The 14,527-nt window shown below is 63.4% G+C and carries 17 protein-coding genes; all 17 read left to right on the forward strand.

From position 1 onward, the window contains the following. Positions 1–193: 193 nt before the first annotated feature. Genes PX554_RS20730 through PX554_RS20810 form a run of 17 tightly spaced genes read left to right on the forward strand, consistent with a single transcriptional unit; the run spans position 194 to position 14,396 of the window. Positions 194–514, forward strand: a complete 321-nt coding sequence (locus PX554_RS20730; RefSeq protein WP_100284635.1) for a TrbC/VirB2 family protein — start codon at positions 194–196, stop codon at positions 512–514. Positions 515–572: 58 nt separating this feature from the next. Continuing rightward, entirely contained in the window at positions 573–863 is a 291-nt protein-coding gene (traL, locus tag PX554_RS20735; protein ID WP_137788430.1) for a type IV conjugative transfer system protein TraL, read from the forward strand. Between the two features lies 1 nt (position 864). Beyond that, a complete protein-coding gene (locus PX554_RS20740; RefSeq protein ID WP_275504386.1) occupies positions 865–1,431 on the forward strand; it encodes a type IV conjugative transfer system protein TraE in 567 nt (188 codons plus the stop codon). Continuing rightward, the gene (locus PX554_RS20745) at positions 1,431–2,234 is read left to right on the forward strand and encodes a type-F conjugative transfer system secretin TraK (RefSeq protein WP_420833475.1); all 804 of its coding nucleotides are present in this window, start codon (positions 1,431–1,433) and stop codon (positions 2,232–2,234) included. The genes PX554_RS20740 and PX554_RS20745 overlap by 1 nt, the downstream gene beginning before the upstream one ends. Before the next feature lies 1 nt (position 2,235). Beyond that, positions 2,236–3,564, forward strand: coding sequence for a TraB/VirB10 family protein (locus PX554_RS20750; protein ID WP_275504388.1), 1,329 nt, complete (start codon positions 2,236–2,238; stop codon positions 3,562–3,564). Continuing rightward, a complete protein-coding gene (locus PX554_RS20755; RefSeq protein WP_275504439.1) occupies positions 3,551–4,435 on the forward strand; it encodes a DsbC family protein in 885 nt (294 codons plus the stop codon). Before PX554_RS20750 ends, PX554_RS20755 begins: the two co-directional genes overlap by 14 nt. Then, positions 4,432–5,328 carry a TraV family lipoprotein gene (locus PX554_RS20760; protein ID WP_275504389.1) on the forward strand — a complete coding sequence of 299 codons (897 nt, stop codon included), beginning with the start codon at positions 4,432–4,434 and terminating at the stop codon, positions 5,326–5,328. Before PX554_RS20755 ends, PX554_RS20760 begins: the two co-directional genes overlap by 4 nt. Position 5,329: 1 nt before the next feature. Then, on the forward strand, positions 5,330–7,921 hold the full coding sequence (traC, locus tag PX554_RS20765; RefSeq protein WP_275504390.1) for a type IV secretion system protein TraC: 2,592 nt from the start codon (positions 5,330–5,332) through the stop codon (positions 7,919–7,921). Between the two features lie 4 nt (positions 7,922–7,925). Continuing rightward, positions 7,926–8,291, forward strand: a complete 366-nt coding sequence (locus PX554_RS20770; protein WP_275504391.1) for a hypothetical protein — start codon at positions 7,926–7,928, stop codon at positions 8,289–8,291. Continuing rightward, positions 8,284–8,973: a TrbI F-type domain-containing protein gene (locus tag PX554_RS20775; protein WP_275504392.1), complete on the forward strand. Its 690-nt coding sequence runs from the start codon at positions 8,284–8,286 to the stop codon at positions 8,971–8,973. Before PX554_RS20770 ends, PX554_RS20775 begins: the two co-directional genes overlap by 8 nt. Further along, positions 8,954–9,490 (forward strand): S26 family signal peptidase, encoded by a 537-nt coding sequence (locus PX554_RS20780; protein WP_275504393.1) that lies wholly within the window; start codon positions 8,954–8,956, stop codon positions 9,488–9,490. The genes PX554_RS20775 and PX554_RS20780 overlap by 20 nt, the downstream gene beginning before the upstream one ends. Further along, entirely contained in the window at positions 9,487–10,143 is a 657-nt protein-coding gene (traW, locus tag PX554_RS20785; RefSeq protein WP_275504394.1) for a type-F conjugative transfer system protein TraW, read from the forward strand. Before PX554_RS20780 ends, traW begins: the two co-directional genes overlap by 4 nt. Beyond that, entirely contained in the window at positions 10,143–10,412 is a 270-nt protein-coding gene (locus tag PX554_RS20790) for a hypothetical protein (protein ID WP_275504395.1), read from the forward strand. The genes traW and PX554_RS20790 overlap by 1 nt, the downstream gene beginning before the upstream one ends. Beyond that, positions 10,409–11,431, forward strand: a complete 1,023-nt coding sequence (gene traU, locus PX554_RS20795; protein WP_275504396.1) for a conjugal transfer pilus assembly protein TraU — start codon at positions 10,409–10,411, stop codon at positions 11,429–11,431. The genes PX554_RS20790 and traU overlap by 4 nt, the downstream gene beginning before the upstream one ends. A gap of 10 nt (positions 11,432–11,441) precedes the next feature. Then, complete coding sequence (trbC, locus tag PX554_RS20800; protein WP_275504397.1) at positions 11,442–12,185, forward strand: type-F conjugative transfer system pilin assembly protein TrbC; 744 nt, start codon at positions 11,442–11,444, stop codon at positions 12,183–12,185. Next, entirely contained in the window at positions 12,182–14,017 is a 1,836-nt protein-coding gene (locus tag PX554_RS20805; protein WP_275504398.1) for a conjugal transfer protein TraN, read from the forward strand. Before trbC ends, PX554_RS20805 begins: the two co-directional genes overlap by 4 nt. A gap of 40 nt (positions 14,018–14,057) precedes the next feature. Next, the gene (locus tag PX554_RS20810) at positions 14,058–14,396 is read left to right on the forward strand and encodes a hypothetical protein (RefSeq protein WP_275504399.1); all 339 of its coding nucleotides are present in this window, start codon (positions 14,058–14,060) and stop codon (positions 14,394–14,396) included. Positions 14,397–14,527 lie beyond the last annotated feature (131 nt).

Genomic DNA, 14,527 nt, shown 5'->3' on the forward strand with positions numbered 1-14,527 from the left:
CCCAATATGCAGGGCGACCCGCCCCGCTCCCTGGGGCAGGTCGCCCCGTCGTCCGGGGCAAGACCCGATCAGACTCAAATAATGTTCGACTCGAACATAGCGCCGTCGGGAACTTCGTTGCGGCCCGTCACTTGCCGAGATCACCCTTCGATTGGGCGCGGATCAGTCGCGTTCCGTTTGAAGGGAAACTCTCATGCAGTCTGTCCTCAAGTACAGCGGTCGTGCGGAGCTGGCGGTCCTCGCCCTCATCGCACTCGCGCTCGCTCTGTTCATGTTCGCCGGTCCGGCATTCGCCGGCGCCGATACCACTTTCGACACCGCGCTGACGAAGTTCACCGATTTCCTCGAAGGCTCGGGCGGGAAGATCATCACAGTCCTTTCGCTTGCCGGCGGCATCGTGGCGCTGGCCTCGGGTCGCTTTTCGATGGGCCAGATCGCGATCCCGGTGGGCGTCGGTGTCGGCGCCGGCACCGGCATTCCGATCGTCACCTCCACCGTCACGGCAACGATCTGAAGGATCCGACGGTCGGTCGGAATAGCAGATCCGGCCGGCTTTTGGGGAGGGTGGTGCAATGGCCGCGGACAAGTACGTCATACCGTCTCATCTAGACGATCCTGAGCTAATCGGGCTGTGGACGATAGATGAATTCCTGGCGATGGTTATCCCGTTCGTCTGGGGAATCCTGTCTCAGCACATTCTCATTGGCGTCGTGCTTTCGGGTGCGGGCTGGTGGGGACTGAAGAAGGCTAAGGCAGGGCGGGCGACGTCTTGGCTCCTCCATCTGGCCTACTGGCATCTTCCGGCCGGGTTCACCGGCATGAAGGCCACGCCACCCTCTTATCTCCGACTGATGGCCGGGTAAGATGGAGATCACCTACACCCACGCCCACAGCCAACGCGTCCTTAGGCAGCGTAATCTCCTCGTGATCGTATCGGTGATCCTGGGCGTCCTCTCCGGCATCTTGCTCTTGGTCACTGCGACACGCGACCGCGAAGTCGTCCTGCAACCAATCCTGACGCGGCCATTGGCGGTCAACAGCGCAGGAGTCTCCCGCGAGTATCTCGAGCTGATCACTCGTGACACAGCGGTGCTGACCCTCGATCGCAGCCCTTCCAACCTCGAATATTGGATGAAGTCGGTCCTCGAGATCACTGCGCCGAGCGCGCAAGGGAAGATCCGCGGCGACCTCATGAAGATCGTCAACGAGCAGCGCGGCTCCTCGATCGCGCAGTTCTTCACGATCCAGACGATGGAAATCGACCCGAAGAACCTGTGGTCCACCGTGACCGGGGATCTGCACACGATCGTCGGGAACAAGGTCGTCTCCAACGAGCGCCGGACCTTCCGCTTCGATTGGCAATATTCCGGACTGTCCCTGAAGCTTGTTGGCTTTGGAATGATGCAGACCGGCAAGGAAAAGGATCAGTGATGTCGGTCTACGCCATTGGCAGCGCCGCGACCGGCGCCGTCTTCCTCTCCCGCTATTGCTGCTATCTGAGCCGCATCATCGGTGCCTCGCTCGTAGCGTTATCCTTCTTCCTCATCGCGGAGCCGGCTTGGGCCGACCAGACGGTGATGGCGTCCGACGGCAGCCAGGTCGACTGCGCCGCTTCGGCCAAAGACCTTACCAGGATCAGCCTCGTCGAAGATGAATTCGCCTCGGTCTCGAAGATCTCGACGGGCAATCCCTCCGACGATTTCTCGGTCGTGAACGAGCCGGTGCGTGGCGACATCTACCTCTCGGTGCCCGAGGGGTTCGGCCGGCAGGCGCTCTCTTTCTTCGCCACCAGCAAGCGGGGCTACGTCTACAAGTTCGTCTGTCGCATCGCGGGCGAGCAGGCGGTCCAGGTGTTCATCTCGAACCCGGCGATCGCGAAGGACAAGGCCGCCGACGCGCCGCCACAAGTGGTAGCGGCTAATCCGCAAGAGACGGCCGTCGAGCTCGTGCAGGCGATGTATTCGAACAGCGTCGTCGACGGCTACGAGATGCGGCAGCGGGCGCTCCGGCCGGTCTATGTCGGCACGCTGAAGGTCCAGATGATCGCCGAATATCGCGGCTCCGATCTGACCGGCCGCGTCCTTCGCATCGAGAACAAGGGACCGGCGCCGGTCACGCTGACGGAAGCGACCGTGGCACCGTCGAGCGCGCTGGCGGTGTCGATCGCGGAGCCGAAGCTCGATCCGGGGAAGGTCACGACGGCCTATCTCGTCTCGCAAAACGGGAGGCAGTGACATGGCTTTGGCCGACATCTTCCGGCGCAAGCGCGCGCCCCTCGATGGAGGACCAGAAGAGGAGGGCGTCTCTCCCGTCTCTAGCGATCTGACCGCGAACGAGAGCGTTCGCAAAAGGCAGCGATTGTTGCTCGCGGGCGTCGCCGGCGTCGGGCTCGTCGCCTCCTCGTTTTGGATCTTCGGCGATGACGGCGGAAAATCTGCGTCCACCGACAGCGATGCAGCCAAGGTCGAAGTCTCGACCAAGGACATGGTCAACAAGAACCTCAACCAGCAAGAGTGGATGGCGCTCTCGGAAAACCAGATGCAGTCGGTCGAAAACCAGCTGAAGTCGGTCAACGGGCAGCAGCAACGGGTCGACCAGCTCGCCCAGCAACTCGAGCTGCTGAAAGGCGAGAATCAGGCGATGCGCGCCGACGGCGCGCGGGTGCTTTCTGCCTATCAGGCGGAGAATGATCAGCTGAGGCGGCAGGTCGCTTCCAAGACCGCGCCGCCCCCGCCGCCACCCGGTCCTTCTGCCATGTACGGCCCGAATGGCGTCCAGAATTACCAACGCCCCGACGCCGGCCCCGCTGGGCGACCGATGCCCATCAGCAGCGGCGCCGAGGTTAAGATGGTCAGCTTTCAGACGGCAGACACCGGCACGGCCACGCGCGTCGCGAAGGGCACCACGACCTATAGCGATAGTATCAATTATCTGCCGCCGAACAGCTTTGCGAGCGCCAGGGTGATCGTCGGCGTTGACGCCAGCGCTGGGGTCAACAGCCAGACCGACCCGTTGCCCGTGGTGCTTCGCGTCACAGGGCCAGCACGCTCGGTCTACCAGAACGGCAAGCTCCTCACGACGAAGATCGAGGGGTGCCTCATCAATGGCGCGGCGCGCGGCGATCTTTCGAGCGAGAAGGTCTACGTCAAGCTTCAGAAGATGACCTGCCCACAACCTGGTGGTCGTTACGCGGTGTCCGAGGTGAAGGGGTTCATCGCCTTCGGCGGCAAGACCGGCGTGCGTGGGCGCGTCGTCAGCCGCGAGGGATCCCTCGCGATGCAGGCGTTCCTGGCAGGCTTGGTCAGTGGCGGCGGCAACGCACTCAACACCGCCTTCAACCAGCCCTTGGCGACCATCGCCAATGACGGCGAGGGCAGCATCAACCGCACGCCCAATTTTGGCAGCGTCGGCCTGCGCGCGCTCGGCGGCGGTGCTGCGGAGTCCGGCAAGGACGTCTCGAAATATCTGATCGAGCGCGCCGAGCAATATCAGCCTGTGATCGAGATGCCGACCGGCATCGATGTCGAAATCGTCTTCCTGGAGGGTGTGTATGTCCGCAATTGATCGACTGCGTAAGCTGCGCCTTTTCACGCGGCGCGCTCCCGTCCTGGCGGCGATTGGCGCGATCGGCGTGGCCAGCATCGCACTGGCGGCTGATGTGGCGGGTCCAGACGAGGTGAAGGTTACGGGCCTCCTGAAGGCGCGCCTTCCGAAGACGGAAGTCTCCAAGGTCAACTGCGAGAAGATCGAAGGGCTCTGCGAGGTGACCGCGGGCGCGAACCTCTTCTACGTCAACCACGGTGCCCGCTATCTCATCATCGGCCGCGTCTACGACATGGAGACGCGCCAGGATCTCACAGCGGCACGGCTTCTCGAGATCAACCCCGACATGCTGGTCGGCGGGGCTGCGAAGGCAAATGCCGCGGCGGCCTCCGGCGGTGAGGAGGGCGGGGGCGAGGTCACGGCGGCAGCGGGCGGCAGCGGGCGGACTACGCTCCCCGCGCGCCCGGCCATGCTCAACCTGACCGGCTTGCCGAGCGAGGGCGCGATCGTTTGGGGCAATAAGGCGGCCAAACAGACCGTCACCATCTTCACGGATTTCCGCTGCGGCTATTGCCGCGCGCTCACCAATGTCTTGCGCGGCATGGACGTAAAGGTGGTCGAGCGGCCGATCTCGGTCCTCGGCAGCCGAGACATTGCCGATCGCGTCTACTGTTCCAAAAACCAGGAACAGGCGCTTCACGCCGCTTATGCGGGTGAGCCGTTCAAGGCGCCAACTGCGTGCGACACCAAGGGCCTCGATGCCAATGAGAAATTCGCCCAGAAAAATGGCCTGAACGCGACGCCGGTCATCGTTCGCAGCGACGGCGCAATCCTCGAAGGCTATCGGCCGAAGGAGTTTCTCGAAGCCTGGCTCAAGGGGGCGAAGTCGTGAGCCGGCGTCTGGATCGATCCCGCCGAGCGCCGATCGTACTCGGATCGGCCGGTCTGGCAGCGCTGACGGTGCTCAGTGGGTGCGCGACGTTCGGGAGCAACGTGCGAGGCAGCTTCTCATGCGCCGCCCCCGATGGCATCTGCGCGCCCTCCTCATCGATTGATGATCGCGCGCTGGCGATGATCGCAGGTCAGAGTGGCGGCGACGCGGTGCCCGCCGGGCCCTATATGGAAACCCGCCCGAAGGCGCGGGCGTCGCGGACCGCTGCGACCAGGCAGATCGTGCCTGTTGAGCTCGGCGATGCGCGGCGTACCCAGGAACGGGTGCTTCGGATCGTCTTCCAGCCCTACATCGATGAGCGCGGGCGATTGCACGAGATGAGCGCGGTCCACGCGGTCGTGCAGAGCGGCGAATGGCAGCAACAGTCGCTCGCATCCGCAACGCTTATTCCTGATCGCAATGTATCCTCAATGCGCACAATGCCGGAATCGCTTGCCGAGGCCGTCGATCGCGCCGACCCTGCGATCGTCGATGTCGCGGCGATCGATCCAGATCTTCCTGATCCTGCGGTGGTAGCCGCTGCGCGGGCGCGCAGTGCCGATCCGCTAGCAGCGATCAAGTCCGACGTTGCGGCTCGCCTAGCCCCCAAGGCGGGCCGCAACGCCCCAGCCTCCGTACCGTCCGCGGAAAGAGGCCGGGCGCAGCCGACGAATGCACCCACACCAGCGCCGAAGTCCGTAGGCCAAACGGGTAACCCAGGCGCAGCGTCGGCCACGTCCAAAACGACGAGCGCCAGCCCGGCCAGCGTGACGGCGCTGCCCGCAGCCAAGCCAGATGCTAAGCCCGTCGTCCGCGCCGCAGGTTTTCCTGCGTCCGTGCCGCAGGATAATTGAGATGGCGCGGCGCTTTTTCGACGATCTCCTCGCCGGCGTCTTCGGCGACAGCAAGCGTCCCGACGCCCAGCAGCCGGATCTCGCGGTCCCGATGCTCGCGCACTGGCTGCCTTATCGCAGCTACGATCCGAAGACGGGCATATTCTACAACAGCGCTTCGCGCGGGTTCGTGATCGAGACGGCGCCACTGGTTGGAGCCGACGAGCGCACCGGCGAGATCCTGGCGCAGTTCCTGTCGGAGGGCGTCCCGGCGCCGGGCTGTCTCCAGTTTCATCAGTGGATGTCACCGCGCATCGGCGAGCGGCTCTCGAAATGGTATCTTCCGCGCTATTCGGCCCGCGGTGTCTATGAACGGATGGCCAAGCACCGCGTCGACTTCCTGACGGACGGTGTGTGGGAGTCGCTGTCGGCCGACGCTCCGTTCTGCCTCCGTAACCACCGCGTCGCGATTTCCTACTCGACCCCGGAATCATCTAGCGTGTCGGTTGAGCAGATCGTCTCGGTGATGGAGGGGATCATTTCGTCGCTTGGGTCGATCAACGTCGCGGCGCGCGCGATGGACCCGGTAGCGCTGATCGGATGGATCGACGACATCACCTCGCCGACCACCGCCGCCGGCGATGACGCGGTCAGTTACAATCCGCTCGATCCGATCGCGGACCAGGCGATCCGCCGCGACATCGAGTTGCAGGTCGAGCCGGATCGGATGTTGCTGCGGACAGAGCGCTTCCGCCCGACCGGCAAGACGGTCCAGGGTGCCCCGGAGATCGGCGAAATCTATCCCGACGTGTTCGATGTCCGGTCGTTCTCCGTGCGCAACTTGCCGACGCGCTGGGCGCCGTGGGATGTGGCACGTCTGATCGGCGACATGTTCACCGACAAGCTCCGCATGCCGTGCCCGGTTGCGACGAATCTGTGCATCGATTTTCCCGACGCCCAGGCCTCGACCAACAAGGCCAGCTTCAAGTTTATGCGAACGACTAGCCTGGCCGATTCCAAGTCGTCCAAGTTCCTGCCGCAGCTGCGCGATCAGTCGCAGGAGTGGCGCTTCGTCAACGAGGAGATCCGGCAGGGTCGCAAGCTCGTCCGGGTGTTCTTCAGCGTCACTGCCTTTTCGCCCAAGGGCAAAGGCGACAGCAACGAGCGCGTGCTCAAGTCGGTCTACCGGGCTGCAGGCTGGGACCTGCTCGACGACCGCTACCTGCAGGTGATGGGGCTGCTCTGCGCGATGCCGATGACGATGGCCAACGGTCTGTCGAAGGACCTCGAACGCATGAAGCGGATGCGGACGCTGCTCACCACGACGGCGGCCAATCTGGCGCCGATTCAGGGCGAATATCTGGGCGGCCATGTGCCTCACTTGCTGTTGATCGGCCGGCGCGGCCAACCTTTCTTCTGGAGCCCGTTCGAGAATGCCGCCGGCAACCACAATGTTGCGGTCTTCGGCAAGTCGGGTTCAGGAAAATCGGTCGCGCTCCAGGAGCTGTGCGGCTCGCTCTGCGGCGCCGGTGCGAAAGTGGTGGTGATCGACGACGGCCGCTCGTTTGAGCATTCGGCAAAGCTGCAGGGTGGCGCCTTCGTCGAATTCACGATGAGCTCGGGCTTCTGCCTCAATCCCTTCTCGATGATCGACGAACTCCAAGCGGCAGAGGACGAAGACTACCTCCTCGACTGCATGGCGATGCTCAAGGCGATCATCAATCAGATGTCACGGCACATCAACGTGCTCGATGACACCGAGCGGGGCCTGATCGACGGCGCGGTCAACCAGGTTTGGGAGGAGCATGGCAGCAAGGGTTCGATCGATCTGGTGATCGCGGCTCTGGATGCGACCGGCAACCCACTCGCATCCAATCTCGGCATCGCCATGCGGCCCTTCGCGTCAGGCGGCACGTACGGGCGCTTCTTCCAGGGTGAAGTCTCGTTCGAGCTGCAAGCTCAACTCACCGTGTTCGAGCTGTCCGACCTCTCGGCGCGCGAGGAACTGCGCAGCGTCGTGCTGACCGCGATCATGTTCATGTCGCAACAGATGATGCGCAAGCTCGATCGCTCAATCCCCAAAGCGCTTCTGCTCGACGAGGCCTGGCAGATGCTCCGTGGCGGCGCGATGGCCGACTTCATCGAGACTTATGCTCGCACTTGCCGAAAATACGGTGCATCTCTGGTCACCGCGACCCAGTCGCTCAACGATTATTACAAGTCGGCCGGCTCGATCGCCGCGCTCGAGAACTCGGACTGGTTCGTCATCCTGCAGCAAAAGCCGGAGACGATCGCGGACTTCAAGAAGCACGATCGCTTTGAGATGGACGATTACACCGACGCCCTTCTGCGATCGCTGAAGCGCAATGGCTTCGAATATTCGGACATCATGATCAAAGGCCCCGACACGCTCGCGGTCGGCCGCCTCGTGCTCGACCCCTATTCAGCCACGCTCTTCTCCTCGAGCCCGAGGACGTTCGCTGCGATCGACGCGCTGATCGCGGAAGGCATGAGCATGGACGAGGCGATCGAGCGGATCGCCTTTCCCGACAATCCCGAAAAATGGGTGAGCAATCTCGTCGACGCGGACGAGATCGCGGTCGCTGCGGAGTAGGATCATGGCGACGAACGCTGACGATGTGACGATCTCCGGTGCGCGGAAAGTCTGGTTGACGGCGGCCGAATGGCGGTCCGTCCTCTACTTCACGCTCCATGGGTTTGGATTCCTGGGCAGCACGCTGTTGATCACCTGGGGGCTGTTCTTCCTGTTCTTCCTCGCGATCGGCGGTTTTTCCTTCGACGGCTTCATCCACCAGCTCAACAATTTCACCACCCGCTATGTCGCGGCCGATCAGGCCCGGACCGGCGCATTTCTCAACATTTTCGCGATTGCGCACATGATCCTCTCGGCGGCGGTCATCACCTTCCGCCGGGATCGCATCCTGCCCGACCGCATGCAGGAAGGGGTCCGCGATCATGGCTGAGCAACCCGAACTCGACCTCCCGCCCGCACCCACTCCCGCGCCTCAGACCGCGCGCGGAGCGCGCAGGATCGGCTTCGGAGGCTTCACCCGGCAGCAGATCATCATCGGCCTGATCGTGTTGGCGCTGTTCATCTGGTGCATGTGGGTCACGCGCGCGCTCACTGCGCCGAAGCAAGATCACATCGTCTCGGCCAGGCTGTCAGCGCTGGTGGGCGACTACGTCGAGGCTCAACGATTCTCGGGGTCACCGCCCGATCGGGTCCAAGCCGAGATGCGGGCGTTCATGTCTTCGCTCGACAAGGAATTGCAGCGCCGGAGCGCGGACGGCCAGGTGGTCTTGGTAGGCGAGGCAGTCCTCACCAAGAACGTGCCGGATATCACCGAGAGTCTGAAGAAGGCGGTGTTCGCATCCGGCGCGCCTGAGCCAAAGCGTGTGTCGGTCGAGCAATTGCAGCGCATGCAGGAATTGCAGGCCGCGCAATCGGCTCTCGCCGCCTCTCGGCAAGCAGCGCTGGCGATACCGGGCCAGATTGACCCAATGGCCGGCGCGCAGGCGCTCTCGCCGCAAGACCCATCCGCTGCTGTGCGGCTACCGCAGCCGGTGCCGCAAACTGTGCAGGGGCAGATTCCAGGACCGTCCGTCTCAACCTTCGGAGGCCCCGATGGCAACGGCGGCCAATGAGCATCCCATCACTCGCTGGCGACCGCGCAAGCGGCTCTGGGCGCTGCTCGGGGTCGCCATCGTTGGAACGGGCGCAGTGAGCGCGATCAGCGCGTGGCGCGATAATCACGTCTTTCTCATCAACGCGAGCTATTCCCTCCCTAACTGGGCTTTCCTCATACGCCGGCACCAAGTGCCGGTCCGGGGCGACTATTTGTTTTTCGACCCGCCGCAGAGCGCGCTTCTGCGCCGTCATTTCGGGGCGAAGCCGCAGATGTTCGGCAAGATCGTCTATGGTGTGCCAGGCGATGTCGTCGAGCACCGCGGAATGGTCGTGACGATCAACGACAAGCCTGTCGGGCGGATGAAGCCGCTCACGCGCTTCGGCGAGCCGCTGACGGCGGGCGCGGACGGTGTGATCCCGTCAGGCTGCTATTATGCTGGGTCTCCCCATCGCGACGGATTCGACAGCCGTTACGCCGAGATCGGGTTCGTCTGTGGCCGCCAGATTATCGGTGTCGGGGAGCCTGTGCTGTGAATCGGCTGCTTGCCGCTGGCGGAGGGGCCGCGCTCCTCGGAATCGCCGCCTTTGTCATGAGCCCTGCGCGCATCGAGGCGCGTGACTATGGGCAAACAGGCCAGGCCTTCCCGGTCATCGAGCCGGATCTGCTTTCGACGATCGAAGCGCGGTTGAAGCGCGCCGAAGCGACCGGCGAACTCGCGCGCACCAACGAGATGTTCGCCAAGCGCGTCGAAGCGAAAGTTCGGCGACCAACCCCTGTAGCTGGGCTCTCGCTAGCAACCGAGACCAGGGACTGGACTTATGATCCGACAGTCCAGCTCGAGCACGATATTCGTGACCAGAAGGGCAATCTCATCGGCCGCGCTGGACAACGGATCAATCCGCTCGACTTCGTGGCAATCAAGCAGGCACTCGTGTTCGTCGATGGCGACGATGCGGACCAGATTGCCTGGGCCACGAGCCGGTACACCGATCTCAATGCCAAGATCATTTTCGTCAGCGGATCGCCGATCGAGGAGATGACGAACCGGAAGCGCCGGTTCTACTTCGATCAGGAAGGCAAGCTCACCTCCCGTTTCGGCATAGAGCACACGCCCGCTGTCGTGCAGCAGAACGGCCGCGTGATGCGCGTCTCCGAGCAGGTGCTGAAGAAGGGGAGGGCCGGCTGATGCCGCTTTGGCTCGATCTGCTTTGCACACCGATGGCTGCGCCGGAGACCCCAAAGCTTCGCCGCATGCGGCTCACCTGGCAGGCGCTATGCGTCACCTGCGCCCTCGTCGCCGGTCTCTTCTCGCCGCTGCGCCACGCGGTCGGCCGCGCGGCGCCAATCGGCGCAGCCCTCATCCTGCTCGCGACCGCCGCTTATACATGCCTTTACCTGTTCCGAAAGCAGCGCGCCGACCGAGCTTTCCTCGATGACCTCGGAGGCGTCGAATGACCCGGTGGCTTCGCCGCATCGTCGGCCTCTTCGCATTCTTGCTCGCCATGGTCGCGCTGTCGTCGCCGGCAACTGCGGCCGGGCCGACCTGCAATGGCAAGTTCGTCAATCCGATCACCGATGTCTGCTGGTCCTGCCTCTTTCCGCTGTCTGTCGGTGCCTTGAAGATCTGGCCGAGCAGCCGCCCCGATCCCAGCAATCCCGCGTCTCCGATCTGCGCCTGCGCCGACCCGCTCCCGCGCATCGGCATATCGGTCGGCTTCTGGGAACCGGCGCGCCTTGCAGACGTGACGATGAAGCCGTGGTGCTTCCCCAACCTCGGCGGCATCCGGATCGCGCCGGGGTTCGACATCGGGCAGGGCTATCTGACCGGGCCATCGATGGTGGGCGGACGGTCGCAGAGCACGGCCAAATGGCATGTCCATTGGTACGTTTATCCGCTGCTCTACTGGATGGAGATCCTCACCGACTTCGCCTGTTTCGAACAGGCGTCGTTCGACATCGCCTACATGACCGAGGTCGATCCGCTTTGGCAGGATGACTCGCTGGCAGCGCTCATCAATCCCGAGGCCATCGTCTTCGCCAACCCAATCGCCCAGGCCGCCTGCGCTGGCGACTGTATCGCCGGCACCGTCCATCTGCCGCTCGATCCGCTATTCTGGTGCGCCGGCTGTCAGGGCTCGATGTATCCGCTCAACGGCAACATCCCTTCCTCGATTGGGCACGTCCAATCCTCACGGCTCGCGCTTTCGCGGTTCGCTTTCAAGATGCACCGTGAAGCCCTCGCCTGGGGGACGATGGGCTCGGCCGGGCTCTGCAAGAAGTACCTCATGCCGATCATGCGGAAGCAGCAGTACCGCTTCCAAATGGTCAATCCGATCCCGACCGTGAGCGGGCGTTTCGCCTGCTCCGCAATCGGCGCTTCCACCATGCCGCCCGACGCCGGTCGTGCCTATCCCGCCGGCGGCGAGGACATGGGCTACCTCGTCTGGCGCAAGCGCAATTGCTGCGTGCTCTAGGGGTCTGACGATGCGCTATCTCACCATCGGCATCCTCGCAGTCCTGGGCACCGCCGGTGTGTCCGCGCTGCTCGCCCAGACCGTCGACGGCGTCGACGTCCAGGCGGTCAAGAAGCGCTCGGCCGATCTGGCCGCGGAGGCGCAAGCGTTCGTTGATCAGGTCAAGGATCGAGGCGACCAGTTCCGGGAGGAAGCCGCGCAGGTGCGCGACGGCGGCACCGAAAATATGCGCAAGGTTGCGACGATCGAGCTTCCGAAGGGTCCGGCAGGGCCGGTCGATTTCGATGAGATCGTCAAGGGCGCGTCCCAGAATGCGAGCGCGAAGGGCGGGGAGGCGCCGCAGTTCATCGTCTTCGCCAGCCTGTCGATGCCGGACGCGACATTGAAGCAGCTCGTGCACGATACCTCGAGCGCCGGCGGCGTAGTTGTGTTCAGAGGCTTTCCGAACAATTCGGCAAAGGAGTTCGTCGCACGGCTCGGCAAGGTCGTCGACAAGGGGCAGTTCGCCAGCATCGGCATCGATCCCCGACTTTTTCGTGCGTTCGATGTACAGGCCGTTCCGACCTACATCACGGTCTCGTCGGACTTCGATCTGTGCGCCGGCTTCGCCTGTCAGACCAAGGTGCCGCCCTATGATCGCATGATCGGTAACGTGACGGTTGAATATGCGCTCTCGACCTTCGCGGACGGCAGCGGCCCAGGCGCCCGCGTAGCGGCGGTGGCTCTCTCCAACATGAAGCGCGACCGGCAATGATCGCCCGACGCCTCCTGGGCGGACTGTACGCCCTGCTGCTCATGACCGAGCCGGTCGCCGCGCAAGACATGACGGTCGACCAGGCCCGCGCCGAGGGCAGGGCGATGGCGCAGGAGAAGCGGAACGATTCCTCGTTGGTTCCGTCCAGCGACGCGCAGGCTGCGGCTGTTCCGGGATATACAGGCACCAGCCAGCCACAGACGACCTATTATGATGATCCGGACAAGCTCGTCGCGGATGCCCAGGCGCAGAAGTCTTCAGACCAAAGTTACCGCGTCACGACAGACGCCGATCGCACCCGCCCGACATTCAGCAACGCCGAGATCCTGGCGACGACGAATCGCGCAACGACCGTCGAAAACGACCCGTCGGCCTATCTCGCGGGCGAGGCGTACAACAGCACCAGCGGAAGCTGCACGCCCCTCCCCCCGGGTTCGGGAACGAGCGGATATTATGAAGCCACATGCAACCAAGGAACCAAGATCGAGCAGGAGCCGCGATCATGCCCGATCACCATGGTGCCCGAGACCACGACAGTCGACGCGTACAAGTTTTTCGTCGTACCGAACGGAGCGTACGGCACGCCCTTTGCTCGATATGACGCGATGGCGCCGCATCTGGCTTCAGGTGTCTGCCGACCAACGGGCGTCGCGATGCAGGCTTGTCAGGCCCACAGGATTTACGGCGTTTCGACCAACAAGTTCTGCGACGACTATTACGCGACCGAATATGTCTGTTCTGAGAATCTGACCGATCTCTCCCTCCTTCCAAGCCCGATCACGGGTCAAGGCTGGCACGCCAAGACGACCGAAACCCAGGTGACGACCAAAAGGGTTGATGGTTGCGGAACCATGGCCGGCGATACGATGTGCACGGCTGATCCGGCCGGGGAAGTCTGCACAGAAGGCCCCGAGACCCGGATCATCGATGGCGTCCCTGTCACGCAATCGTGCTGGGCGTGGAAACGCAGCTTCACCTGCAACGTCATGTCGACGGGCAACGATTGCGGGGATTTGGAGGGCAATCGGTCCTGCACCTTCCTCCGTGAAGATTGCCTGGATGACCCGCAGAGTGGACCCTGCAAGGTCGCGGAGAAAGTCTACCGCTGCCCGACCCCGTCGAGCCCCGTCGGGGGCGACAAGCAGTATATTTGCGGGGATGATGTCTACTGCGTCAACGGCGATTGCGAGCCGATCGTCCGCGAGGCGTCGACCGAATTCAGGGACGCGCTCGTCGGGCTTCATGCGCTCGATCAAGCTGGCAAAGAGTTCAACGAGGCCGACTTCAAGGTCTTCACCGGCAAACGCGAAACGTGCCACAAGCCTGTTTTCGGCCTGATCAACTGTTGCGCGGGAAAGGTGTCGGGCCTCGTGCCGCTGGGTGCCGGTGCTGCTGCGCTCGCGGGCGGGCCGGCGGCGATCGCCGCCTTCGCCACGCCGTTTCTCGTCCTGTTTGCTTGCAGTCAGGACGAGATGAAACTCGATATCAAGGACCGGATGGGCCTTTGCCACAACCTCGGCAGCTATTGCTCGTCGAGCTTCCTCGGGATCTGCTCGACCAAACGCACTGCCTATTGCTGCTTCGAGAGCAAGCTTTCGCGCGTCCTGCAAGAGCAGGGGCGCCCACAGCTCGGCAAGCCATGGGGTAGCGCGAAAAAGGAGCAGTGTCAGGGCTTCACGGTGGATGAATTCGCGAGGCTCGATCTGTCGGTGATGGATTTCACCGACGTTTACTCGGACTTCATGGACGCGGCGAAGCTGCCCGATGAGGTCCAGACGATGTCCGACATTCAGGACAAGATTCAGGCCTACTATGACCTTCACGGCAAATGACCCCTCCGTCTCGACTGCGGACCTCACCTGCGAGTGGGACATGACGGTGCTCGAGCTCGCGATCTTCCTTGCGGCCTACCGCGCGAAGCATCCACCGCGGTTCGAGGGCGTGCTGGAGACCCTAAGCGCCTGGTTCGAATGCGCCGTCCCAAGGAAGGTCCTGAGCAGGGCCATTTTAAAGATGGGGGCCAGGGGCTGGCTCGTCGCTGATGGCGACAAACTCTTGCCGGCCGAAGCAGGAAGGCGGGCGGCGTGCCTCCTCGTCAGGGGCATCATTCAGCTGCTCGATCAGGGAACGCGGCTGATCGACGTCGCGCTGATGCTGGCCGTGCTGAGACTCACCAGAGAGGAGTTGGAACATGGCAATCTTCATATTTGAGCTGCCGGCGCTGATCGCGTTGCTGGCAGCTTCACCGCCAGCGGCGCCAGTGACAGCCCACAGCTGCAGAGCCGCTGCCACCCCCAGCGACTTCGACTGCTGCATCCACCTCACAGCCTGGGATGGCCAAG

Origin of the sequence: Sphingomonas pollutisoli (assembly GCF_029167165.1) — a bacterium.
GTDB classification, from domain to species: Bacteria; Pseudomonadota; Alphaproteobacteria; order Sphingomonadales; family Sphingomonadaceae; genus Sphingomonas; species Sphingomonas pollutisoli.